Origin of the sequence: Gordonia sp. NPDC003585 (genome assembly GCF_040610755.1) — a bacterium.
Classification (GTDB): Bacteria; Actinomycetota; Actinomycetes; order Mycobacteriales; family Mycobacteriaceae; genus Gordonia.
The window spans coordinates 17,105-41,523 of sequence record NZ_JBEXMX010000005.1; the positions used below are offsets into that span (position 1 = coordinate 17,105).

Genomic DNA, 24,419 nt, shown 5'->3' on the forward strand with positions numbered 1-24,419 from the left:
GACACGTGACCGACGACCGTTCCCTCGCCGGTGATCTGGCCACCGCTGCCGGTGAGTTGCTGATCGACGTCCGGGCCAACAGCGGACTGAGCGGCAAAGAGCTCGGCCGCGCGGGTGACCTGCGTTCCAACGACTATCTGCTCGACCGCCTACGCGCCGAGCGGCCGGATGATGCAGTGCTGTCCGAGGAGTCGGCCGACGACAAGTCGCGATTGTCGGCGCCCCGGGTCTGGATCGTCGACCCCGTGGACGGCACCCGCGAGTACGGCACCGAAGGCCGGTCGGACTGGGCTGTCCACGTGGCGCTGTGGTCGTCGGACACGGGGCTGATCGTCGGCGCGGTTGCCTTGCCCGCGCTGGGCGTGACCTACGTCGACGATGCGTCCCCGATCGCCCCTGTGGCCGGGTTGGCCGCAGAGCCGAAGGGCGAGCGCGTGCGGGTTGTGGTGAGCGGATCGCGGCCGCCGGTGTTCTCCCAGGATGTCGCCGATGCGCTGGGCGGCGAGGTGCTCTCGATGGGATCGGCCGGAGCCAAGGCGATGGCGGTGGTGCGCGGCGAGGCCGACGCCTACGTACACGCGGGCGGGCAGTACGAGTGGGACTCGGCGGCGCCGGTCGCGGTCGCGCGCGCAAAAGGTCTGTGGTGCGGTCGGATCGACGGCTCCGAGCTGGTCTACAACCGCGACGACACCTACCTACCGGATCTCGTCATCTGCCGACCGGAGCTGACCGAGACGATCATCAAGGTGACCTCCGCCCACGCCTGAGCCTGGTTCCGTGGAAACGAAGCCAACCTCCGCTGCCTGAGGTGCGACGAGCCCGTGCGAGGAGCCTCGAAGGCCTGGTGACTGTTTGTGCGTGGTCGCCCAATTGCTGTGTCTCACCTGCCCTTAGAGGCTCTCGGCTAGCGCCTCGAGCACCTCAGGGAGCGGAGGGAACTATTCGAGTCCGCGCGCCGAAATCTTCACCCTGGCTCGGGGAGCGGAGGGCGGTCTCCGAGTCGGTGCGTTCGAAGATTGTTGCGTCTGAACGGTCAACGGGTGCGCGTCAGTGGGTGAGGATCACCTTGATGCCGACCACGGCGGTGGCCAGAATCAGGACGGCGATCGCGCCTCCGAGGGTTGCGCGCGACGGACGTTCGCCGTTGAGGCGGTCGATGACGAACACCGTGCCGGCGATACGGGCCAGGATCACCACCTCGGCAACGAGTTGCGCGGTGCGGGGTTCGAGCCAATCCAGCAGTCCCGCAACCAGTATCAGGCAGGGGAGCACCGCCGAGGTGAGGATCGGCACCGAGTTGCGCAGATGGTGGAGGACGGACCGGGGTGTGGTGTGTTCGGACCCGTCCAACACCTGCCGGCCGAGTGTCTCGGCGAAGACGTGGGCCAGGAAGGTCGACGCCGCCGTGCCGAGAAGCACAAGCACACCGAACTTCTCGCGTTCTGGATCGATAGGGATGATCGCGGCGAGGATCAGGATGTTGCCGTAGATGTAGGCGCTGATCCGGGCAGCGGCGCTCTCGCGGTCCAGCGGGTTGTTGCGTGAGAACAGCGGACCGTGCAGAAGTGTCTTGCGTGGAGCCTGTGAATCATCTTGGGACACGATCGAATCCCTCCGTCACCGCGCGACTTCGGGCAGTCGTTCGATGATGCCGGCGACCGTGTCGTCGGGCAGGTTCAAACACATAGTGGCCACGACGCCGGCGACAAGGCGTTGATTCTGCTTGACCCCGAGTTCTTTGACGACGGCGACCCGCGTGGCCTCGTCGAGACCGCGGTACTCGCGGCACGTCATCGACTTCGAGTTCGCGGGGGCATCAACCGTCGGCAGGTCACCGGTGGTGATCGGCAGTCCGGGGATCGACGACGCCGGTACCGACTGCGATGTGCCGGCGGTGTCGTCGGAGTCCGACGAGCACGACGTGAGAACCAGGCCGAGCGATGCGAACAACGCGACCACGACGATCAATCGTCGTCGAACCGTGCGCTCGAACATCCACACCTCGTCTCTCGTCAACGGTTGAGTCCCGACAATACGCCCGACAGCGCGGCCTGCACGTCGCAGGACTCGATGCGCATGAGGTCGTCCTGTGACAACGAATTGATGTCCGGTGCAGTCGAGAGTCGGTACTCGCGCTCCTCCTCGGCGGCTTCGATGATGTTGCGGATGAATCGCCCGTTGCCGGCCAGGTCGCTGGCTCGCCGTATGGTGCCGCCCTCGGTTCGGATGTCGTGATACAGAGGGGTGCAGGCCTTTTCGATCTCCACGACCGCTTCCGGGGTGAGCGCCGAGTCGCGTCGCGTGGCGATGAACTCACCGATCCGGGCCAGTTCGTCGGGCGTGTAGGAGTCGAACCGGACGCGCCGCGCGAACCGGGACGACAGACCGTCGTTGGCCGCCAGGAAGCGGTCGATCTCCGCGTCGTAGCCCGCGATGATCACGACGAGACGGTCGCGGTCGTCCTCCATCCGCGCGAGCAGGGTGTCGACCGCCTCCCGGCCGAACGCGTCGCCACCCGAGAGTCCCTGCTGGATCAGTGTGTACGCCTCGTCGATGAACAGCACGCCGTCCATCGCCGAATCGATCAGCGCCGACGTCTTGATCGCCGTGCTACCCAGGTGCTCACCGACCATGTCGCGCCGCGTCGCCTCGACGACCCGGTCGGACTTGATGAAACCGAGGCCGCAATAGATCTTGGCGACGATGCGCGCGATGGTGGTCTTGCCGGTTCCGGGCGGCCCGGTGAAGGCGAGGTGCAGGCTCCGCGCGGACGTCGACAGCCCGCGGTCGGCGCGGACGCGAGCCAGCATCGACGCCGACTGCAGTTTGGCGACCTGCTGCTTGACCGACTCGAGCCCGATCTGCTCGGACAGTTCGCGCTGCGCGTCGGTGACCATCGCGTCGGGCGTGGGCGAACCGTCGGCGCCCGTGGACTCGCTGCCCGGCGCCGACGACGGGTCCCAGCGGTCGGTGCGCTCGGCGATGGATTCCGGAGTGGTGACGCGCAGGCGGATGCTCGGCGAGCGAAGTGCCTCGCCGGCCGCGGTCAGCGAGGGGTCGCGGGCGAAGACCTGCTCGAAGGTCGCGCGGGCCTCGTCCTCGTGGCCCTGCTCGCGCAACGCGAGCCCGTAGGCGTACATCGCGCGGGTGGTGCACGCCGGGATCGGACCGTCGATCGCGTTCTTGAGCCGACGCATGCCTTCGCCGAGCATGCCCAGCTGGATGCACGCGCTGCCGGCGAGGTAATCGGCCACCGCTTGCATGTAGGTGTCGCCCCACCGCGGCGCACCCGTCAGAGCGGCGAGCACGTCGGGCCACCGCTGAGTGCTGAAGTGGAGTACTCCTCGGATGAACTCGACGATCGCGACGGGTTGGGCCGCGACCTCGTCGAGCACCTGCTCGGCGCCGGTGTGGTCGCGTCCGCGGATGAGGCTGCTCGCGTAGGCGGCGGTGGCCTCGATCGGGTCGGACACCGGGTAGTCGATGAACATCCCGGTGTAGAAGCGGCCGACCAGGGTGCGGGGTGGTAGTCCGAGCCGACGCTGCTCGGCGCCGATCGAATGGCGGGACCGGTAGAGCCCCAACAGCACCTCGTCACTGGCATCCCCGCAGGCCAGACGGCCTATCCAGGCGTCTCCCTGCTCGGGATCCCACTCGCTGGCACGGGTGAACGCCTTGGCCGCCTGCGCCGGGTTGTGCACCGACTCCTGACCTTCGAGGGGGATGTCGAGCGAGAGCACACCGAGTTCGAACAGCGCCCTCGCCTTACGGATGTCGGCCATCGGCCCCCCTGCCTGCCGTCGCGGTGACGCGACTCCTACCTGCCCGCGCAACAGATTATCGCCTGGAACGCACACGACGGTGATGTAGTGCACCGCCCGCTCGCCTCGCGCCAAATGGGTCCGATTTGGCATGCCCACATAGACTTGGTTCGTGAGCTCCAGTTCCCACCACACAGTGGACACCGTCGCGACCGCAGCCCAAACCCCGGACCAACCGCAGCCCTTCCGCGAACTCGGTCTGAAGGACGACGAGTACGCCCGGATTCGCGAGATCCTGGGCCGCCGGCCGACCGACGCCGAGCTGGCCATGTACTCGGTGATGTGGTCGGAGCACTGCAGCTACAAGTCGTCCAAGGTGCATCTGCGCTACTTCGGCGAGACCACCACCGACGAGATGAAAGCGAGCATGCTCGCCGGCATCGGCGAGAACGCCGGTGTCGTCGACGTGGGTGACGGGTGGGCGGTCACCTTCAAGGTCGAGTCGCACAACCACCCCAGCTACGTCGAGCCGTACCAGGGGGCGGCGACCGGTGTCGGCGGCATCGTGCGCGACATCATGGCGATGGGCGCACGTCCGATCGCGGTGATGGATCAGCTGCGCTTCGGCCCTGCCGACGCCCCCGACACGCGGCGAGTGCTCGACGGTGTGGTGCGCGGCGTGGGCGGCTACGGCAACTCGCTCGGCCTGCCCAACGTGGGTGGCGAGACCGTCTTCGACGCCAGCTACGCGGGCAACCCGCTCGTGAACGCGCTGTGTGCCGGGGTGCTGCGGACCGAGGATCTGCATCTGGCGTTCGCCTCCGGTGCCGGCAACAAGATCATCCTGTTCGGCGCGCGCACCGGCCTCGACGGCATCGGTGGGGTGTCGGTGCTGGCGTCGGAGACCTTCGACGACGACGGGGAATCCTCCGGACCGAACCGCAAGAAGCTCCCGTCGGTGCAGGTGGGCGACCCGTTCACCGAGAAGGTGCTCATCGAGTGCTGTCTCGAGCTCTACCACGCCGGTCTGGTGGTCGGCATCCAGGATCTCGGCGGTGCCGGATTGTCCTGTGCCACTTCGGAACTCGCCGCTGCGGGCGATGGTGGCATGCACATCGACCTGGAGAAGGTGCCGATGCGGGCGGTCGGGATGACGCCTGCCGAGGTGCTTTCCAGCGAGTCGCAGGAACGCATGTGCGCGGTGGTGACGCCCGAGAACGTGGACGCCTTCCTCGACGTCTGCCGCAAGTGGGATGTGCTGGCCACGGTGATCGGTGAGGTCACCGACGGCGACCATCTCGTCATCACCTGGAACGGCGAGACCGTCGTCGACGCCCCGCCGCGCACCATCGCGCACGACGGCCCGGTGTACGAGCGGCCGGTCGAACGGCCGGAGTGGCAGGACGCCGTGATCGCGTCGAGTTCGGCGTCGTTGACGCGGCCGAGCACGTCGGACGAGTTGCGGGACACGCTGCTGAGGATGCTGGCCTCGCCGGCGCTGTGCAGCCGCAAGTTCATCACCGAGCAGTACGACCGCTACGTTCGCGGCAACACGGTCCTCGCCGAGCACGCCGACTCCGGCATGATCCGCATCGACGAGACCAGCGGCCGTGGAATCGCTTTGGCCACCGACGCGTCGGGCCGCTACACGTACCTCGACCCGTATCGCGGGGCGCAGCTCGCGCTCGCCGAGGCGTATCGCAATGTCGCGGTGTCTGGCGCGGTGCCCAAGGCGGTCACCAACTGCCTCAACTTCGGGTCGCCAGAGGACCCCGCCGTCATGTGGCAGTTCCAGCAGGCCGTGCGCGGGTTGGCCGATGGCTGTGCCGCGCTCGGCATCCCGGTGACCGGCGGCAACGTGAGCTTCTACAACCAAACCGGCTCGACCGCGATCCTGCCGACCCCGGTGGTCGGCGTCCTCGGCATCATCGACGACGTCCGCAGGCGCATCCCGACCGGCATCGGTACCGAGCCGGGCGAGACCCTGATCCTGCTCGGCGACACCCGAGACGAGTTCGACGGCTCGATCTGGGCTCAGGTCGCCCACGACCACCTCGGTGGCGTGCCTCCTCAAGTGGACCTCGCGCGCGAACGCCTGCTGAGCGAGATCCTGGTCGCCGGGTCGCGCGACGGTCTCATCTCCGCGGCGCACGACCTCAGTGAGGGCGGGCTCATCCAGACCGTCGTCGAGGCTGCGCTGGCTGGCGAAACCGGTTGCCGCGTACTGCTTCCCGAGGGTGCTGACCCATTCGTCTGGCTGTTCTCCGAATCGGCCGGCCGTGTGCTGGTGGCCGTGCCGCGCACCGAGGAGTCGCGGTTCGTCGGGATGCTCGATGCTCGCGGGATGCCGTGGACGCGGATCGGCGTCGTCGATCAGGGCAGCGACTCGGTGGAGGTGCAGGATCACTTCTCGGTGACGCTCGACGAGTTGCGCGGCGTTCACGAAGGTACGTTGCCGAAGCTGTTCAGCTGATCCGAGGAGTTCGGGGCCGGGTCGCGGACACAGGTTTCTCGCCAGGGCTTCGAGGCTCGTCGCCAGGGCTCCTCGCTCCTCAGCCGGCGGGGAGGCCTGGTCTTTCCCATCGCCTGCGCGATCCTGGCGATGGTGCCGAACACCGGGCGGTGGATCGAGTCGGGCTGAGCAACGTCCTCAGCCGCGGCCCACTCGCGCCACGACGCCCTCCGGGTCGTCGGTGGTGATCTGGTCGACGCGCAGCTCGAGGAGGCGTCGGATCAACGCGATCGATCGTCGGTCGACCCGGTTGACCGTGTACCCGTCCACCATTCGGTCCGCCGCGTGGAACGCGCCGATCAGGTCGACGCCGAGGTGGTCGGCCGCGATGATGAGCCGGTTCTCCAGGTACACCATCTCGGCTCGCGGCGACGCGGCGACCGCGCGTCCGACGAAGCCGTCGAAATCCTGTGAGCCCAACACCGCATCGACGGCGCCGTGATGGCACGGGTCGTAGCCGACCCGAACGTCGGGTGCGGCGTCGGTCAGTCGGGTCACCGCGGCTGCATCGCCACAGGACAGGATCATGTGTCGCGCAAAGGGTTCCACCGCTCGAGCGAAGGTCTGCACGGCGTCGGCATCCAAGGCTTCATCGTCCTCCTTGAAATCGAGCTGCAGCAGGGCGTCCGGCGCGACCTCGACGTCGGCGAGCAGGTCGGCGAGATCCTCGAGGAGCAGGACGCGCTGCGACAGTCGACGGCCACGATTGGACCGCAGGCACAGCGCTCGCAACTCGTCGGACGACAGATCGGCTACCCGGCCGCGACCGGTCGTCGCGTGATCGACGGTCCGATCGTGCAGGATTGCGTACCCGCGGTCGGCGTGCAGGACGAGGTCGACTTCGACGCTCGCGCCGAGCCGCATGCCCTCGACGATCCGCGACGCGGTGAACGGCGGGTCGCCGGGCCGCCTGCGGGCGCGATGCCACTTGATCCAGGTCCGGTGGCCGTCGCGTTCGAGGAACAGCGGTGCTGGGGTGGAATCGGGAGTCTTGGACATCATCGTCGACATTAGTGGTGTGTCCCCAACACGCAGACAGAAAGTGAAACATGTTCTAGTTTGGGGTCATGACACTTCGTGTGGTCGAGTGGTCGACCGGAACCGTGGGCAGGCATGCGATCGCCGGGATCGACACCCGGCCGGATCTCGAACTCGTCGGGGTGTGGGTGTCCGACCCGGCGAAGGTGGGATGCGACGCCGGCGAGTTGGCGGGGTTGGGTCGCGAACTCGGGGTGATCGCCACCAACGACCGGGACGCGCTGGTCGCGTTGGCGCCGGATTGCATCGTGCACACCGCGATGACCGACGATCGGATCTTCGAGGCCATCGAGGACCTGATCTTCTTCCTGGAGTCGGGGATCAACGTCGTGTCGAGTGGGCCGGTGGTCCTGCAGTTCCCGCACGGCATCCTGCCTGCGGAGATGGTGTCGCGGATCGACGACGCAGGTCGCCGGGGCGGGGCCAGCCTGCACGTCAACGGCATCGATCCCGGCTTCGCCAATGACGTTCTACCGCTGTCGATGACGAGTCTGTCGCAACGCATCGACGAGATCCGCTGTCTCGAGATCGCCGACTACTCGACCTACTACCAGCCCGTGGTGATGTCGTCGATCTTCGGTTTCGGCCAACCGATGGACTCGACGCCGATGCTGTTCACGCCGGGCGTGCTGTCGATGGCGTGGGGTCCGGTGGTGCGGCAACTCGCGGCCGGACTCGACCTGACCCTCGACGAGCCGCTCGTCGAACGCGTCGAACGGGCCGCAGCCGACCGTGACTATTCGACGGTGTCGGTCGAGATTCCCGAGGGCACGATGGCCGCGGTGCGCTTCGAGGTCGTCGGGCAGGTTGACGGCGTGGACCGCGTCGTGCTCGAGCACATCACCCGCACACATCCCGATCAGTGCCCGCAGTGGCCGAAACCGGTCGAGGGCGACGGTAGTTACCGGATAATTGTCTCCGGCGAACCGCAGATGAAGGTGGAGTTCTCCCACCACGGTGAAAACGGTGACCACAACGTGTCCGGGATGATCGTGACGGCCATGCGGCTCGTCAATTCGGTTGCCGCCGTGGTGAATGCGGAGCCGGGACTGATCACGGCACTCGACCTGCCGCAGGTGTGGGGTCGGGGACTCGTATCGGCGCCGTCGGTCGAGCCGGCGGGTTCCGCTTTGTGAATTGATTCAATTCGCAAACTCGCGACGGTGGTCTCCTTCTACAGTGTGTTTTGATCATCGGTTGAATTCTGCATCCGTGATCCACACTGTCAACCACGGAAAGAGTTGCCGCCAGGAGGAACCGCCTCATGTTGATCGACGTTGTCGGGGATGAAGTGATCGAGAGCCGGGGGGCGGAAGAAAAGGGTGGCGACAGCCGCGAAGGAGCCGGCAGCGACGTCGCGGTCGTTGATGATGCGGTCGTTGATGATGCTGCCGTCGACGAAGCTGCTGTCGGCGAGGTTGCGACGACCGGCGAGTTGGACGTCATCGATGCCGACGGGGACGAGGGCGTCCCCGTCGCGGAGCCTCCGAAGATCTTGGGCTACTGGACGTACAACGGGATCGCGATGCAGCTGGTCGACGGCGTGCTGCATGGTTCGGTGTCGCTGAACGACAGTCATGCCGGCCGGCCGGGGTGGGCCTCGGGTGGCGTCGTGGCGAATCTGTTCGATGAGTTGCTGCTGGTGGCACTGGCGCCGCATGCGCTCGACGTGAGATCGAGTCGGATCGAGGTGGACTTCCTGGCCCCGGTGCCCCTTCACGAGCGGATCACCTTGAGCGCGTGGGTCTCCCACCGCGAGGGGCCGCGCGTGTACACGGCTGCGTCGCTGCATCTCGGTGCGCGGGTGCTCGCGCAGGCGATGGGCGCGTACTTCGTGGTGGGAGCGCGGGCCACCAGATGCGCTCCCCGATGACCGTCATCGCGGCCGGGACGAGGACAGTGCGCACGATGGCGATGTCGAGGAGCAGGCCGACGCCGACGGTGAACCCGATCTGCACCAGATTGAGCACCGTCCCGCTCATGAGTGCAAACATGGTCAGCGCGAACACGATTCCGGCTGTGGTGATCACCCCGCCGGTGCTCCCGAAGCCGCGGATGATCCCGCGGACCATGCCACCTCTCGCGGACTCCTCCCGGATCCGCGCGGCGAACAGCATCGAGTAGTCCGCGCCGACGGCGATCACGGCCATGAACGACACCGGAATCACCGACCAGTCGAGGTCGAAGCCGATCAGGTGCTGCCACACCAGGACGCTGATGCCGGCCGCCGACGCGAAGGACAGCACCACGGTGGCGACGAGCAGCACCGGGGCGAGGACGCTGCGCAGCAACACCATCAAGATGAGCAGCACCGCGATGACCGCGACCGTCGCGAACAACAGGAAATCCCGGATCACCTGATCGCGCATGTCCATCGAGAGCGATGCCAGACCGGTGGTCGACACTTGAGCGTCGGCCAGGGACGTGCCGGCCAACGCCTGATGGGCCACGTCGGGGAGTTCTCGACTTGCGCGCATCGCTTCCTGGCCGTACGGGTTGACATTCCACGTCACGAGCAATCGGGCGGTGCGTCCGTCGGGCGAGATCAGGAGTCGGCTGCCCGCGACGAAACGCGGATCGCGCATCGCTTCAGCCGGCAGATAGAAGCCGGCACCGGGGCCGGTGTGGGTGGCTGCCCCCATCGTGTTCAGATACTGCGAGGCGCGTCGCAGTCCATCGGTGAGCCGGCCGGTCAACGCCACTGTCTTGTCGGTTCCGGCCTTCACCTGTCGCAATCCGGCCGCGAGTTCTGTCAGCCCAGACGACAACTCGCCCACTCCATCGGTGAGGCGGGTCAGATCCGACCGCACCTGCGCCGGTGTGCGACCAGCGAGCTGTCTGATCAGAATGTCGACGGTGGTGAGTGCGGCTCGCAGGTCGGGGAGCGCGGCGGCTACACGATTCAGCGCTTCGGGCGGAGCCGCGGCAATCGCGTCCGCCGCCTGCAACGCGGCACGCGCCCGTCCGCCGAGCGCGCGATCGAGCTGTTCGAAGGCGAATCGTGCGGCCAGACAACGAGGATCGGTCGCACACCGCGCCGTCGGTCTTGATGTCAGCACGGGATCGAACACCACACCGAGGCGTCGCAGTGCGGCAACGGCGGCGGCGTCGCGGGTGTTCAGGGTGGACACCACTTCGGTCACGGTGCGCAGTGCGGTCCGTAGGGCGGGAAGTGACCCGGCCACGGTCTGCCCGCCGGTGGCGATGCTCACGATGTGCTCGGCGTGCTCGAGTCCGGTGAGGACAGTGCCCGCCATCGTCGCGACCTCGGTGGTGCCCGCGACGAGTTCGGGCATTCGTGCTGTCGCGCCATCGGCCCCGGCCGACAGTGCTGTCACGCCCTCGGCCAGACGCCGTAGTTCTGGCGTCGCGGTGACCATCTGTCGGTGGGCGTCGCCGAGCTGCCGGCCGATGACACCCGCCTGGTAACCGGTGGCGGCCTCGGGGAGCGGCCGCCCGTCGGGCCGGGTGATGGAACGGACCACGGCCACCTGTGGAACGTTGGACAGTGCGATGCCGGCCAGCTCGAGCGCCGCCAGATCGCCGGTGTTGCGCAGGGCGTGCGCGCTTCGCACGGTCACATATTCGGGTGCAATCTCGTTGTGGCCGAAATGCTTACGCACGGCCTCGTACCCATCCTTGGAGTCCGTGGCGTAGATCGCCATGGCCGCCTCGTCCCAGTTGGTGCGGAATGTGACGGTGATCAGCGCGGTGCCTGCCAGAAAGATCAACGCGACGGTGGTGTACACGCCGGCGTGGCGGATCACGCGAGCGCCGCGCCGCCGCCACGCGCGCTCGGTCGAGCGGCGCGGCTCGGCCAATCCTCGTCGCCCGGCGAGTGAGAGCAACGCGAAAGGGGCTGTCAGCGACACCAGCAGGGTGATGACGACCGCTAGTGCCGTGGGTGGGCCGGCCGTCGTGAACATGCCGATCTTGGTGAACGCCATCGCCGTGCACGCCGCCGCGATCGTGCAGGCCGACGCGACGAGGATCGGTGCGGTGCGGCCGACCGCGCGCGCCGTGGCGTCGCCGACCGACGACCCGCGCCGGCGGCCCTCGTGATAGCTCGAGATGGCGAAGATCGCGTAATCGGTGCCGGCGCCGAGCACCAGCGCCGTCATGATCGCGACGGTGAAGTTCGAGATGGATATCCATCCGGCGGCGCCGAACACGGAGATGATCGGGCGCACGACCGCCAGCGACAGGCCGATCGTCGCGAGCGGGATGAGTGCGGTGACGAGGTCGCGATAGGCGAGCAGCAGTAGCAGCGTGATCAGTACGACGGACACCGCGGTGATGATCAGCAGGGAGACGTCGATGGCCGAGAAGAGGTCGGACAAGGTCGCGGCCGGACCGCTGTAGTGCACCGCGAGGCCGTCGGGCTTCGCCATGCCGTCGATCACCGCTCGGATGCCGACCGTGCTGTGGTGGGCGCGGGTTGAGCCGACCGAACCCTGCGCTGCGACGGTCATCTGGACGGCCTTTCCGTCCGGGCTCAGCGCGACGCCACGGGTGACCGGGTTCCCGTAGGTGTCGAGAACATAGGCGACGTCCTCGTGGTCGGCGACGAGCCTGCGCACGAGTTCTCGGTAGTAGCGCTCGTCTGCGGGGCCGAAACCGTTCTCGTTGACGAGAACAACGCTGCTCACCGCGTTCGAGGCGGACACTTCGAAGTCCGACGCCATGCGTTCGAGACTGATGTTGGCCGGCAGGTCGTCGGGCACGAAGTCGGCGGAGTTGTTGGCCACGGTCCGTTCGAGTTGTGGCACAGCGATGTTGAGGATGGCCGCGACCGCGATCCAGCCCAACATGATCAGTCCTGCGTGGCGGTGTGTCCACGTTCCCAGAGCTGTGAATGTGCGGCTTTGCCCGTGCGCCACGTCGATTCCCCCCACCCCTACTATGTATGCCGGTTGGCATAGCGAAGTGGAGCGACGTTAACCGTTACCAAGAGTTACGGTCAATCGGTTGACGTGCTGGTCACAGAGCAGTCGGCAATATGGCACAGATCACATTGTCACGAAGTCCAGGTGTGAACGGGCTCGCCCTCGTGCATCTGCGTCACGTAGTCGCGCAGCATCCCGGTGAGCGCCTGATGGCGCGACTCGCCCGCCGACTCCCGTGCGGCCACCGCCGCGCGCTGCCACACCGACCCGGTCTGCCGCGTGATGCATCGGCCCTCGATCACCGACAGGTACCGGGTGCGAGCCTTACCCGACACCCCGAAGGAACGCAGTCCCTCGTCGGCGAGGGGCAGCAGGCGGCGCAGGGTCAGCTCGTCGGGGCGCACCCATCCGACGTTGGGCCAGTAGATCTGTGATTCGAAGCCCGCTCTCGCCCCGGCCTGCAAGTTCTCGGCCGCCGCGTTGAACGACATCTGCGACCAGAGGGGACGGTCGGCCTCGACGAGTCCGCGGACGACGCCGTAGTAGAACGCGGCATTGGCGAGGATGTCGACGACGGTGGGGCCGGCGGGCAGCACCCGGTTCTCGACGCGCAGGTGCGCCTGCCCGTCGACGACGTCGTAGACGGGCCGATTCCAGCGGTAGACGGTGCCGTTGTGCAGACGCAGCTCGTCGAGGGCCGGGATCTCGCCATTGTCGAGTTGTGCCAGTGGGTCGACGTCGGTGGAGACGGGCAACAGTGCGGGGAAGTAGCGGGTGTTCTCCTCGAACAGGTCGAAGATGGTGTTGATCCAGCGTTCGCCGAACCACACCCGCGGCCGCACGCCCTGATTCTTCAACTCCAGCGGCCGGGTGTCGGTGGCCTGCTCGAAGACCGGAATTCGGCTTTCGTGCCACAGTGCGGTACCGGCCAGGAAGGGTGAATTGCCGGCCAGCGCCACCTGGATTCCGGCGATGCTCTGCGCTGCGTTCCAGTGCGCGGCAAAGTCTTCCGGGGCCACGCGCAAGTGAAGCTGGAGAGAGGTGCAGGCCGCTTCGGGAAGGATCGAATCGGTGGAGGTGTGCAGGCGTTCGCTGTTGGAGTGGTCACCGAGGGGCACACCGGCGATGTCGATCTCGATGTCCTCGCCGCGTGCGGCGAAGATCTGCTGATTGAGCAGGTCGTATCGTGGATTTGCCGAAATCCATTGGTGGGCAAAGTGTTCGGTCTGAAGGGTGGGCAGGGTGCCGACCATCACGAGGTGGTTGTGGGTTTGTGCTGCGCGTTCCTCGGCACGGTTCAGCGACGTGCGCAAGGCCTGTTCGAGCGAGATCGTGTCGTCGGCGAAGAACGGCCGCGGCGAGACGTTGATCTCGATGTTGAACTGGCCCAACTCTGTTTGATAGTCGGGGTCGGCGATCGCGTCGAGGACGGTGGCGTTGGCCATCGCCGGCTGCATCTGTTCGTCGACGAGATTGAGCTCTACTTCCATGCCGAGCAGCGGCTCGGGTGGTTGGCCGTGATCGGTGAAAAGTCCGTCGGACAGCATCCGCGCGATGGCCTCGGTTCCGCGCCCAACTTGACGGCGAAACCGCACGCGGTCGGCGCCGGTGAACTGTTGGGAGGTCACATCGGTGCCCATGGCTCAATACTGCCCGATCACCGAGGCTCCGACCGGGCTTTGCGATGCGGTGATGCAAGATGGCCCGGTGCCACCGCATAAGAAGGTCGACCCCGCCGAGGTTCGCGCTGCGGTGCTCGCGATCCGCGCGTGGCTGACCGACGACGATGCGCCCGAGCCGTCGCGACCGGAGATCGCCGCTGCGGTGCGGACGACCGCGCGGACCCTGGCGCAGGTGGCTCCGGGCAATTCCGTCGAGGTTCGAGTGCCGCCGTTCGTGGCGGTGCAGTGCATCGAGGGTCCGCGCCACACACGCGGGACGCCGCCGAACGTCGTCGAGACCACGCCACGCACCTGGCTGCTGCTGGCCACCGGGCTGCTGGACTTCGACCTTGCCGTCGCCGAGGGTCTCCTCGACGTGTCGGGACATCGCGCGGGCGACATCGTCGACTGGCTTCCGATCGTGCCGTTGTCGAGCTGATCGGGCGAGAACTGGAGTTGATTTGGAGAACGCGAGTGCTGTAGCACTCGCGTCTTCCGATTCGGCACCGGTTGTCGCGAGGCGACCTTCCCGCCTCCACGATCGTCGCCGTCCGGCCGAATGACCGCGATGTGCGGGATTCGGATTCGTCGTCCGATACTCGGTCCGTGGTTCAACGAACTGGGAGTCCCGTCGGCGCCGATCGCGAGAACGCGCATCAGAAGTCGCTGCGTGGTGCTCGTCGCGGTGTGTGTCGGATTCTCGATGCTGAGTCGGCGCGCCACCGCGGCGACGCGCTACCGGGTCGCTTCGCGCTGGAGCGTCGTGTGTGTGGTGGTCGTGCCCCCGATCGGGTACGCGATCCTGTTCGGATTGCTTACGCTGGTCGGTCCGCTGCCCAGCGACGCACCCATCCGTCGCGTCGCGTATCTCCTCACTCTTCCGACGATCATCGGGATTCTCGTCGGGTTGAACTTCTGCACACTCCTCGCGGCGACGGCGGTAGGGGTCACGACACGTCGGCGATTCGCCAAGTGGAACGAGATCGCGGCGATTGTGTTCACGCGTGGCGACGATCCGCGCAGCTTCGAAGTGGGCGTCCTGGTCAAGCCCGGCGCGAATCCTCCCTGGTCGACGCCCATGCCGGTGCGTGAGGGTGAGGTGCTCACCGATCTACCGTTGCGGGTGCGGGTCCCGCGGTCGAAGTTCTCGGCCGACCGTCTCGCGTGGGCCATCGACCGGTTCGCCGATCCCGGGACCGCGCTGGTCGAACGGACTGCGATGGGCGTCATCGTGCATCGCCAGGGTGCGTTTCCTCACCCCGCGGGACGTGATCGGAATAACTGAGTACCCCACGCCGCTGCATGATTCGCAATCGATGGCTACCGGCACGTAAACTTCAAGACGTCTCCCAGCCCACCGATGTGTTGGCCCCGATCTCGCAGCCCAGGGAGCTCGTTGATGACCGACTTGTCGATCCACAGCCGAAACTTGATGGCCCCTACCCACAAGTGCCCGTCGGGCGCTTCGATGGACGAACCGGAGAACGAGCCGCGCGAGGAGTGCGGCGTCTTCGGGGTGTGGGCGCCGGGCGAGGATGTGGCCAAACTCAGCTACTACGGCCTCTATGCGTTGCAGCATCGTGGTCAGGAAGCCGCGGGTATTGCCGTCGGCGACGGCTCGCAGGTGCTGGTGTTCAAGGATCTTGGCCTCGTCAGCCAGGTGTTCGACGAGCAGAACCTTGGTGCGATGGTCGGCCACGTCGCCATCGGGCACTGCCGATACTCGACCACCGGCTCGACCACCTGGGAGAACTCCCAACCGATCTTCCGCACCACCGACGCAGGTACCGGCGTCGCCCTCGGACACAACGGCAACCTCGTCAACACCGCGGAACTGGCCAGCCGCGCCCGCGCCGCCGGCGTGATGAGTTCGGCCGCGACGTCGGACTCCGACATCGTCGGCGCCCTGCTCGCGCACGGTGCCGCCGACAGCACCATCGAGCAGGCCGCGATGGAGCTGCTGCCCACGCTGCGCGGCGCGTTCTGCCTCACCTTCATGGACGAGCACACCCTCTACGCGGCCCGTGACCCGCACGGCGTGCGTCCGCTGTCGCTGGGCCGCCTCGACCGCGGCTGGGTCGTGGCATCCGAGACTGCGGCCTTCGACATCGTCGGCGCCTCGTTTGTCCGCGACATCGAACCCGGTGAGCTGCTCGCCATCGACGCCGACGGCGTGCGCAGCACCCGCTTCGCCGACGCGACCCCGCGCGGCTGCGTCTTCGAGTACGTCTACCTGGCACGTCCCGACAGCGTCATCCATGGTCGGTCGGTGCATTCGGCGCGAGTCGACATCGGCCGACGCCTGGCCCGCGAACATCCCGCCGAGGGTGATCTCGTGATCCCGGTTCCCGAGTCCGGCACGCCCGCCGCGGTCGGGTTCGCGCAGGAATCCGGCATTCCCTACGGCCAGGGTCTGATGAAGAACGCCTATGTGGGCCGCACCTTCATCCAGCCGTCGCAGACCATTCGGCAACTCGGTATCCGGCTCAAGCTCAACCCACTCAAAGAGGTCATCCGCGGTAAGCGGCTCGTCGTCGTCGACGACTCGATCGTGCGTGGCAACACCCAGCGCGCTCTGATCCGGATGCTGCGCGAGGCCGGGGCGGCCGAGATTCACGTGCGAATCGCGTCGTCGCCGGTGCGTTGGCCCTGCTTCTACGGCATCGACTTCGCGTCGCCCGCCGAGCTGATCGCCAACGGCATGGACTCCGAGGAGCACATGGTCGAGGGTGTGCGTCAGGCGATCGGCGCCGACTCGTTGGGTTACATCAGCATCGACGAGATGATCGCCGCGACCAACCAGCCCGCGTCGGCACTGTGCGCGGCCTGCTTCGACGGCGACTATCCCATCGACCTCCCCGAGGAGACGTCGATGGGCAAAGCCGTGCTCGAACACATGCTCGCCAACGCGGCCGGCGACGCTCGAATCGATCCGCTGACGGCGCAGAACGACAACGTCAGCGCCGTCATGCGCCCCTGACACTCGCCAGGATGCGCTCGGGTAGCGTGTGAGCCGTCCGTACGAGGCGTACAAGAGAACAGGGGACTGCGCTGATGACCGAGCGTGATGGTGCTGCCGACGGATCGACGGACGCACCCGAACATGCGTCGTACGCGGCCGCCGGAGTGGACATCGATGCCGGTGAGCGAGCAGTGGAACTGTTTGCCCCGCACGCCAAACGCGCATCGCGCCCCGAGGTACTCGGTGGGCTCGGTGGATTCTCCGGCCTGTTCGCCCTCAAGGGCAACTATCGCGAGCCGGTGCTGGCCGCTGCCAGCGACGGTGTCGGGACCAAACTGGCCATCGCGCAGGCCATCGACAAGCACGACACCGTCGGCCGGGACCTGGTCGCCATGTGCGTCGACGACCTGGTCGTCTGCGGCGCCGAACCGCTGTTTTTGCAGGACTACATCGCCGTCGGCAAGGTCGTTCCGGAGACGGTCGCCCAGATCGTTGCGGGTATCGCCGACGGCTGTGTGGACGCCGGATGCGCCCTGCTGGGCGGCGAGACCGCAGAGCATCCCGGCCTGATGCAGGACAACCATTACGATCTGTCGGCCACCGCGGTCGGCGTTGTCGAGGCCGACGCGATCCTCTCGCCGGACAAGGTGCGCGCGGGCGACGTCGTGATCGCGATGGGATCGTCGGGCCTGCACTCCAACGGCTACTCGCTGGCCCGCAAGGTGCTGCTCGAATGGGGGCACATGGACCTGTTCGGCGAGGTCGAGGAGTTCGGACGCACGCTGGGCGAGGAACTCCTCGAACCGACGCGCATCTACGCCCGCGACTGCCTGGCCCTGACCGCCGAGGCCGACGTGCGTACCTACGCTCACGTCACCGGTGGTGGCCTGGCCGAGAACCTGGCCCGCGTCATCCCGACCGGGCTGGTCGCCGAACTCGAACGCGGCACCTGGACGCCCGCACCGATCTTCTCGATGATCGCCCAGCGCGGTCGCGTCGCCCAGTCGGAGATGGAACGCACCTTCAACATGGGCGTCGGCATGGTCGCCGTGGTTGCCCCCGAGGACACCGATCGCGCTCAAGCCGTGCTGACCGCCCGGCACGTCGACAACTGGGTACTCGGCACCATCAAGCGATCCGCCGAACCCCGGAACTCCGACGCTGCCCGCGTGACGCTGGTGGGAGAGCACCCGCGCTTCTGAAGCTCCGATGGCGGAGGAACACCCGTCTGCGACTGCGGTGCCGCCCGTGACTCGACGAGTTCGGTTACCACCGCGCTGAACTGGGCACATGCGGTAGTGCCGTGCCCGCAAAATCTAGGGGAAGAACTTCTTCCCCGGGGTTCGTAGTCGTCCGCGAGAACTTTCTGGGGGAGGACTCCAAGGGTAGGGGACGAAGTTTCTTCCCCTACTTTTGGGCGCGCGTGCCTGGCGTCCCGTTCTGCGGGTGGGTCGCTGACCCAAGCAAGAGACCCCTCCACCGGAGACTGGTCACCTATTTCCGAGACAGACACACCACTAGCGCCTCCAGACTGCTCAGGGTGCGGTGGAAGAACCGAGATGAATGATCTCGGTACGACGAAGCGCGCCACATGTGGCGTCGTTGTCGAAACAGGATTGACCGTCAGATCGAACGGTCAGGGGGTGAGGGCAGGCGGCGCCTCAGGCGTGCCGCCACTCCTCTTCTTCAGCCCACTCGTCCACCGGATCCGGACGATCCACCGGATCGCTGGAACCCGACAGCTCGCGTTGCAGGCTGTCGAAGTCGGTGTTCGGAGTGGAGTACTTCAGCTGACGAGCAACTTTCGTCTGCTTTGCCTTCGCCCGGCCGCGGCCCATACGGGACCCCCTCGCACAATGACGGGGCGGCCAAACACTTGGCGGCCCCGTTCTCTTGAAGTAATTCTGTCGTGCTCAACAGTCTAGCGCGCCGATCGGAATTCTGTGGACTGCCCTGGCGCGGTATGGCGTGCGTGCCGGAAACCGGCCTCAGGAGGAGGCCAGGCGTTTCTCGGCGTCGCGTCGGACCTTGGGTGCCAGGTCGTCGGTCGAGAGAAGTGCGTGCAGGGCGTCCGCGTCGGCGGTGGTGCCGGTGGGGAGCAGGTGGCGGACGAGGACGCCGTGGTCGGGTCGATGGATCACGGTGATCGTATCGCCCGCACCGACGCTGCCCGGTGAGTGAACCCGCAGGTAGGTGCCGGTGTCGCCACGGTCCAAGAAGCGTTTGACCCAGCGTGGTTCCTCGGCCCAGGCGGCGAAGGTCCGGCACGGGATGCGGGGGATGGTGGTTTCCAGGATCAGTCCGTCGTCGCCGATCTGCCACCGTTCGCCGACGACGGCGTCGGTGACGGGCAGGCCGTTCACGCGGAGGTTCTCCCCGAACCAACCGTAAGGAAGCTCACGTCCCAATTCGTCGGCCCACCTGCGGGCCTCGGCGTCGTCGTAGGCGTACACCGCCTGATCGACGCCGCCGTGGTGTTTGGTGTCGCAGACGTGGTCGGTGCCGAGTCCGAGCGATCCGACGTGCACACGATCGGCATGCGGCCGCTTGTCGATGGCCGAGGCGCCGACTCTGTCCAACACGACGTCGTCGGAGGCCGAGCAGACCGCCAGCACGGCGCCCGCGACGGGCACGCTCACGATCCGCTCTCCGCAGGGCCCCGACGCAGGCGCTCGACCGCTGCACGCCCGGCCTGGGCGTGGTCGTCGGTGTCCACCGAATCGGGATCGATGCGAGCGCTGACCGGGTGATCGGAGCCGACCAGCAAGTCGGTGTCGGCCGGAACGTTGCGCTTGACCAGCGCCAACGCGATCGGGCCGAGTTCGAAGTGATCGACGACGGTGCCGACGCGGCCCACCGTGCGGCCGCCGGCGCTGACCGGGTCGCCGGTCACCGGGCGCGCATCGTCGCTGCCGTCGAGATGAAGGAGGACCAGCCGACGGGGCGACTTACCGAGGTTGTGGACGCGTGCGACCGTCTCCTGCCCGCGATAGCACCCCTTGTCCAGGTGCACCGCACCGAATTCCTCCGGGCCGCCGATCCATCCGACCTCGTGGGGGATCGTCTTCTCGTCGGTGTCGACGCCGAGCCGCGGGCGCAGCGCCGCCACCCGCAAGGCGTCGAACGCCCAGCTCCCGGCCATGCGTGCACCGGCATCGACGAGCGCCGTCCACCATCGATCCAGCAGATACTCGGGGAGAACGACGTCGACGACGGGCAGCGTCGCGTTCTCGCCGATCGGCGGCATCACCCGCCAGAAGCCGAGCGGTTCGTCCTCGTGATGGGTCTCGGGCAGGTCGCCGGCCGCGTACACCGCCGCGTCGGGATCGATCTCCAACAACTCGGCGATCGGTCCTCGTCGGGCGTCCGGCCCGACGAGTGTGATGACCTTCATGTCCGCTCGCACGGCGGGCTCGGCCTTGGCCCAGAAGACCATCCGCGCGAGGAACCCGTGCAGGCCCGCACCGCGTGCGCCCTCGGTGTCAAGCCAGGTGACCCCGTCGACATCGGTGAGGACGAAATGCTCCTCGACGCGGCCGTTGGCGTCGAGGGACAGATTCTCGGCGCTCGTCCGGTCGGACAGGCTGCTGATGTGCTGACTGGAGATCGTGTGCAGCCACGTGAGGCGCTCGTCGCCGGCGATCTCGATCACCGCGCGATCGGATCGGTCGACGATGATCGCACCGCCGGCGGCAGCACGTTGTTCGCCGAGCGGGTCACCGTAATGCCACGCCGTTTCCGGCGAGCTGCCCACAGCGCCCGATTCGGGTCCGGGGACCGCGTCGGAATACCTGGTCAGAATGGGCGATGCAGTCACGTCACCGATTCTACGGACGCCCCGGCATGTGACACCCGGTGCGCCGTCGTGGCAGCCTCGTGCCCATGACGACATCGGTCTTGGTTTCCCTGGACGGCACCGCGCACGATTTCGACGCCCCGTTCCTCGCCGCCGACGATCTCGCGGCGGTCCGCGGCGACGGGGTGTTCGAGACGCTGCTGGTGCGGGCCGGGCGTGCGCGCGGAGTCCGGCTGCACCTGGACCGGCTGGTGACCAGTTCGGCCGCGATCGGATTGCCCGAACCCGATCTCGACGCCTGGCGTGCAGCGATCGACACGGCCGTCGGCCTCTGGAACGACGGGCACCCGAACTCCCATGATGCCGAGGGGCTGCTGCGACTTGTCTATTCCCGTGGCCGGGAGAGCGATCCGGGAACTCCCACCGCCTACCTCACCGTCGCGCCGGTCCCGGAACGAGTGAAACAGGCACGCGATCAAGGGGTTTCGGTCCTGACCCTCGAACGGGGATTCTCGGTGGATCTCGGTGCGAGAGCGCCGTGGCAGCTTCTCGGCGCCAAGACCCTCAGCTACGCAACCAACATGGCCGCGTTGCGGCACGCGGCCGACCAGGGGTTCGACGACGTCATCTTCACCAGCAGCGAGGGCCTGATCCTGGAGGGGCCGCGTTCGACGGTGGTCGCGGTCCGGGGCGACGAGCTGATCACCCCGCCCACCGAGATCGGGATCCTGCCCGGCACCACGGCTCGCGCGGTCTTCGAATTGGCAGAGCAGGAGGGCTGGCGAACATCGACCCGCGTACTGCGCGCCGCGGACCTGATTGCGGCGGATTCGGTCTGGATGGTGAGCAGTGTGACGCTCGCGGCCCGGGTGACCGCGCTGAATCGCTATCTCATGCCGGTTTCCGATGGTCACAAGAAATTCATCGATTTGGTAGATCGCGCTATCTGTGTTGATTGACAATCAAGTCGGGCAGCTGAGACGGAGCCCACAGGACGACGCACGGCGATGGGACCTTTGTCGCTTGTAGCCCACTGCGACCAGGCGTAACGTCGCCCGCATACCTACTACTCGAAGTAGTAGGTGCGCATGATCCTGCCGGTTCTCCGCGCCCCAGCCCGGGTGCGGAGCGACTCGATTAGAGGCGAAATGGACGCACTGGATGTCTCCCGTTGGCAATTCGGGATCACAACGGTCTATCACTTCATCCTGGTTCCCCTGACGATCGGTCTTGCGCCGATGATCGCGGTGATGCAGACGGTGTGGCACGTGACCGGCAACGAGCAGTGGCTGCGCGCCACCAAGTTCTTCGGGAAGCTGTTCCTGATCAACTTCGCGCTCGGCGTCGCCACCGGCATCGTGCAGGAGTTCCAGTTCGGCATGAACTGGAGCGAGTACAGCCGCTACGTCGCCGACGTCTTCGGTGCGCCGCTCGCGCTCGAAGGGCTCATCGCGTTCTTCCTGGAGTCCACCTTCATCGGGTTGTGGATCTTCGGCTGGGGCCGGCTGCCCCGCCGGATTCACCTCATGTGCATCTGGCTGGCCGCGATCGGCGTCAACGCGTCGGCCTACTTCATCATCGCGGCCAACTCGTGGATGCAGCATCCGGTGGGTGTGGTGTGGGACGAGACCCGCAACCGGCCCAGGATGAACGACTTCTTCGCCGTCATCACCAACAGCACGACGCTGGCGGCGTTCCCTCACGTCATCGCCGGCGCATTGTTGACCGCAGGCACCTTTGTGGCCGCGATCGGCATCTGGTGGATGGCGCGAAACTCGTGGCGGGCCAAGAAACTTCGCGAAGCCATCGAGACCGGTGACACCTCGGGAATGCCGAAGACCACCTCACCGAGCCAGATCGACGCGACGCCCGAAGATCTGGAACGCGACGCACGCGAATTGTGGCGTCCGGTGGCCAGATTCGCTCTGTGGCTCACCATCGTGTCCGGTGTGGCACTCTTCATCACCGGCGATATCCAGGCGCAGATCATGTTCAAGCAGCAGCCGATGAAGATGGCCGCTGCCGAATCGCTGTGCGACTCGACGACCGGCGGCGCCCCGTTCTCGGTGCTGTCCATCGGCCGACAGAACAATTGCGACAACATCGATCACGTCATCGAGATCCCGGGCATGCTCTCGTTCCTCGCCGACCACCATTTCGACACCCCGCTGAAGGGCGTGAACGAACTGCAGGTTCAGTACCAGGAGGCCTTGCAGATGCCGGGCCAGAACTTTGCGCCGAATCTCTTTGTCACCTACTGGAGTTTCCGCGCGATGATCACGTGGGCGCTGGGTTCGGTGGTCGTGGCGCTCGGCGGGCTGTGGCTGACCAGACGTAAGCGGGTGGTGACCTCGCGCAAATTCGGCTTCGTCGCGTTGCTGATGATCCCGACACCCTTCCTGGCCAACGCTTCCGGCTGGATCTTCACCGAGATGGGTCGTCAGCCCTGGGTGGTCGCACCCAACTGGGCCGACGACCTGGACCCGACGCAGATCAACATGCTCGTCCAGGACGGTGTGTCCAATCATGTCGCGGCCACGGTCTGGGTGACGTTGATCGGCTTCACCCTGCTCTATGGCGCACTGGGTGTGGTGTGGTTCATGCTGCAGCGCCGATACATCATCGAGGGTCCGGCCACCTACGATGCGGTGCCACCCGACGAGCCATCGGATTCCGATGAGCCCAAACAACTCTCGTTCGCTTACTGAGGAGGATCACCATGGGACTGCCTGAGTTCTGGTTTCTGCTCATCGCGGTGTTGTTCATCGGCTATTTCGTTCTGGAGGGCTTCGACTTCGGGGTCGGCATGCTGATGCCGTTCCTCGGCCGCAGCCACACCGGGGGCGACGCCAAGGTGGACGCGACCGACGACATCGCCGACCCCGACAAGCGGCGTCGCGCGCTGCTCAACACGATCGGGCCGGTGTGGGACGGTAACGAGGTGTGGCTGCTGACCGCCGGCGGTGCGCTGTTCGCCGCGTTCGGTGGTTGGTATGCAACAATGTTCACCGCCTTCTACCTGCCGCTGTTCCTCATCCTGGTTGGTCTCATCACGCGTGTTTGCGCGATCGAGTGGCGCGGCAAGATCAACGATCCGCGCTGGCGCACGTGGGCCGACGTCGGGATCGGGCTGGGCTCGTGGATTCCGGCCCTGCTCTGGGGAGTGGCCTTCGCCAACGTGATCCGCGGCATCCCCATCGACGAGAAGGCGCAATACACCGGCGGCTTCTTCAACCTGCTCAACCCGTATGCGCTGCTCGGTGGCGCAACCACGCTGCTGGCCTTCCTGACGCACGGCGCAGTGTTCCTGGCGCTCAAGACCAGCGGTGTGCTGCAAGAGGATTCGATGCGCTACGCGTCGCGTCTGGCCATCCCGACCCTGGTGGTCGCGGCGGGCTTCCTGCTGTGGACGCAGTTCGCCTACGGCAACGGCTGGACCTGGATTCCGGTTCTCATCGCCGCGGTCGCCGCGGTGGTCATGGTGTTGGCAACCCAGGTACGACGCGAAGGCATTGCCTTCCTGGCCACCTCGATCGCGATCGCCGGTACCGTTGCCACGCTGTTCTCGGTCCTGTACCCGAATGTGCTGCCGTCCTCCACCAACGAGGCCTGGAACCTCACCATCGACAACACCTCGTCGAGCCACTACACGCTGACCGTGATGACGTGGGCCGCGGTGCTCATCACGCCCGTGGTGATCGGGTATCAGGCGTGGAGCTACTGGGTGTTCCGCAAGCGCATCTCCGTCGAACAGATCCCGGCGCCCACCGGACTCCCGTCGTTGCGGGTGGGCGGCGAATGAG

General features: G+C 66.7%; 19 protein-coding genes and 1 pseudogene. 11 read left to right on the forward strand and 9 right to left on the reverse strand.

The features are described 5' to 3' along the window. The first annotated feature begins 5 nt into the window (after nt 1-5). The gene (locus tag ABZW74_RS02105; protein ID WP_240862105.1) at nt 6-767 is read left to right on the forward strand and encodes a 3'(2'),5'-bisphosphate nucleotidase CysQ; all 762 of its coding nucleotides are present in this window, start codon (nt 6-8) and stop codon (nt 765-767) included. Between the two features lie 280 nt (nt 768-1,047). Here ABZW74_RS02105 and ABZW74_RS02110 read toward each other — a convergent pair whose 3' ends face one another. From ABZW74_RS02110 to eccA, 3 genes are read right to left on the reverse strand one after another with little or no spacing between them, the layout of a single operon-like run. Beyond that, on the reverse strand, nt 1,048-1,602 hold the full coding sequence (locus tag ABZW74_RS02110; RefSeq protein ID WP_240862104.1) for a hypothetical protein: 555 nt from the start codon (nt 1,600-1,602) through the stop codon (nt 1,048-1,050). 15 nt (nt 1,603-1,617) lie between these two features. Next, nucleotides 1,618-1,995 carry a hypothetical protein gene (locus tag ABZW74_RS02115; protein WP_355273420.1) on the reverse strand — a complete coding sequence of 126 codons (378 nt, stop codon included), beginning with the start codon at nt 1,993-1,995 and terminating at the stop codon, nt 1,618-1,620. Nucleotides 1,996-2,012: 17 nt separating this feature from the next. Beyond that, complete coding sequence (gene eccA, locus ABZW74_RS02120; RefSeq protein WP_355273423.1) at nt 2,013-3,782, reverse strand: type VII secretion AAA-ATPase EccA; 1,770 nt, start codon at nt 3,780-3,782, stop codon at nt 2,013-2,015. Nucleotides 3,783-3,933: 151 nt separating this feature from the next. Here eccA and purL point away from each other — a divergent pair, with 151 nt between their 5' ends. Further along, nucleotides 3,934-6,234, forward strand: a complete 2,301-nt coding sequence (gene purL, locus ABZW74_RS02125) for a phosphoribosylformylglycinamidine synthase subunit PurL (protein WP_355273426.1) — start codon at nt 3,934-3,936, stop codon at nt 6,232-6,234. Between the two features lie 177 nt (nt 6,235-6,411). Here the strand turns inward: purL and ABZW74_RS02130 are convergent, their stop codons facing one another. Beyond that, complete coding sequence (locus ABZW74_RS02130; protein ID WP_240862096.1) at nt 6,412-7,272, reverse strand: glycerophosphodiester phosphodiesterase family protein; 861 nt, start codon at nt 7,270-7,272, stop codon at nt 6,412-6,414. Between the two features lie 68 nt (nt 7,273-7,340). Here ABZW74_RS02130 and ABZW74_RS02135 point away from each other — a divergent pair, with 68 nt between their 5' ends. Both ABZW74_RS02135 and ABZW74_RS02140 read left to right on the forward strand, forming a co-directional pair. Further along, on the forward strand, nt 7,341-8,447 hold the full coding sequence (locus ABZW74_RS02135; RefSeq protein ID WP_355273429.1) for a diacylglycerol kinase: 1,107 nt from the start codon (nt 7,341-7,343) through the stop codon (nt 8,445-8,447). Nucleotides 8,448-8,836: 389 nt separating this feature from the next. Then, nucleotides 8,837-9,031: pseudogene (locus ABZW74_RS02140) on the forward strand (hypothetical protein); the annotation flags it as partial. A 7-nt stretch (nt 9,032-9,038) separates the two neighbouring features. Here ABZW74_RS02140 and ABZW74_RS02145 read toward each other — a convergent pair. Together ABZW74_RS02145 and ABZW74_RS02150 are read right to left on the reverse strand one after the other, a co-directional pair. Next, nucleotides 9,039-12,122: an MMPL family transporter gene (locus tag ABZW74_RS02145; protein WP_355273432.1), complete on the reverse strand. Its 3,084-nt coding sequence runs from the start codon at nt 12,120-12,122 to the stop codon at nt 9,039-9,041. 206 nt (nt 12,123-12,328) lie between these two features. Beyond that, on the reverse strand, nt 12,329-13,837 hold the full coding sequence (locus ABZW74_RS02150) for a glutamate--cysteine ligase (RefSeq protein ID WP_240862091.1): 1,509 nt from the start codon (nt 13,835-13,837) through the stop codon (nt 12,329-12,331). A gap of 67 nt (nt 13,838-13,904) precedes the next feature. Between ABZW74_RS02150 and ABZW74_RS02155 the strand changes: the two genes are divergently transcribed. From ABZW74_RS02155 to purM, 4 genes are all read left to right on the forward strand, one after another. Further along, entirely contained in the window at nt 13,905-14,297 is a 393-nt protein-coding gene (locus tag ABZW74_RS02155) for a sterol carrier family protein (RefSeq protein ID WP_240862090.1), read from the forward strand. A 120-nt stretch (nt 14,298-14,417) separates the two neighbouring features. Further along, on the forward strand, nt 14,418-15,143 hold the full coding sequence (locus ABZW74_RS02160; RefSeq protein ID WP_355273436.1) for a hypothetical protein: 726 nt from the start codon (nt 14,418-14,420) through the stop codon (nt 15,141-15,143). Nucleotides 15,144-15,257: 114 nt separating this feature from the next. Further along, the gene (gene purF / locus ABZW74_RS02165) at nt 15,258-16,838 is read left to right on the forward strand and encodes an amidophosphoribosyltransferase (RefSeq protein WP_240862086.1); all 1,581 of its coding nucleotides are present in this window, start codon (nt 15,258-15,260) and stop codon (nt 16,836-16,838) included. Nucleotides 16,839-16,912: 74 nt separating this feature from the next. Beyond that, nucleotides 16,913-18,022, forward strand: a complete 1,110-nt coding sequence (gene purM / locus ABZW74_RS02170) for a phosphoribosylformylglycinamidine cyclo-ligase (RefSeq protein ID WP_240862083.1) — start codon at nt 16,913-16,915, stop codon at nt 18,020-18,022. A 459-nt stretch (nt 18,023-18,481) separates the two neighbouring features. On the opposite strand, the gene ABZW74_RS02175 is transcribed toward purM, so the two are convergent. The 3 genes from ABZW74_RS02175 to ABZW74_RS02185 form a co-directional block, all read right to left on the reverse strand. Beyond that, the gene (locus tag ABZW74_RS02175) at nt 18,482-18,658 is read right to left on the reverse strand and encodes a DUF3073 domain-containing protein (protein WP_240862080.1); all 177 of its coding nucleotides are present in this window, start codon (nt 18,656-18,658) and stop codon (nt 18,482-18,484) included. A gap of 150 nt (nt 18,659-18,808) precedes the next feature. After that, nucleotides 18,809-19,459 carry an MOSC domain-containing protein gene (locus ABZW74_RS02180; protein ID WP_240862078.1) on the reverse strand — a complete coding sequence of 217 codons (651 nt, stop codon included), beginning with the start codon at nt 19,457-19,459 and terminating at the stop codon, nt 18,809-18,811. Next, nucleotides 19,456-20,637 carry a folate-binding protein gene (locus tag ABZW74_RS02185; protein WP_355273441.1) on the reverse strand — a complete coding sequence of 394 codons (1,182 nt, stop codon included), beginning with the start codon at nt 20,635-20,637 and terminating at the stop codon, nt 19,456-19,458. Before ABZW74_RS02185 ends, ABZW74_RS02180 begins: the two co-directional genes overlap by 4 nt. Nucleotides 20,638-20,702: 65 nt before the next feature. Between ABZW74_RS02185 and ABZW74_RS02190 the strand changes: the two genes are divergently transcribed. The 3 genes from ABZW74_RS02190 to cydB all read left to right on the forward strand — a co-directional run bounded on the left by ABZW74_RS02190 (nt 20,703) and on the right by cydB (nt 24,418). Beyond that, nucleotides 20,703-21,575, forward strand: coding sequence for an aminodeoxychorismate lyase (locus ABZW74_RS02190; protein WP_355273444.1), 873 nt, complete (start codon nt 20,703-20,705; stop codon nt 21,573-21,575). A 189-nt stretch (nt 21,576-21,764) separates the two neighbouring features. Continuing rightward, entirely contained in the window at nt 21,765-23,324 is a 1,560-nt protein-coding gene (locus ABZW74_RS02195) for a cytochrome ubiquinol oxidase subunit I (protein WP_355273447.1), read from the forward strand. An 11-nt stretch (nt 23,325-23,335) separates the two neighbouring features. Next, a complete protein-coding gene (gene cydB / locus ABZW74_RS02200) occupies nt 23,336-24,418 on the forward strand; it encodes a cytochrome d ubiquinol oxidase subunit II (RefSeq protein WP_355273450.1) in 1,083 nt (360 codons plus the stop codon). Nucleotide 24,419 lies beyond the last annotated feature (1 nt).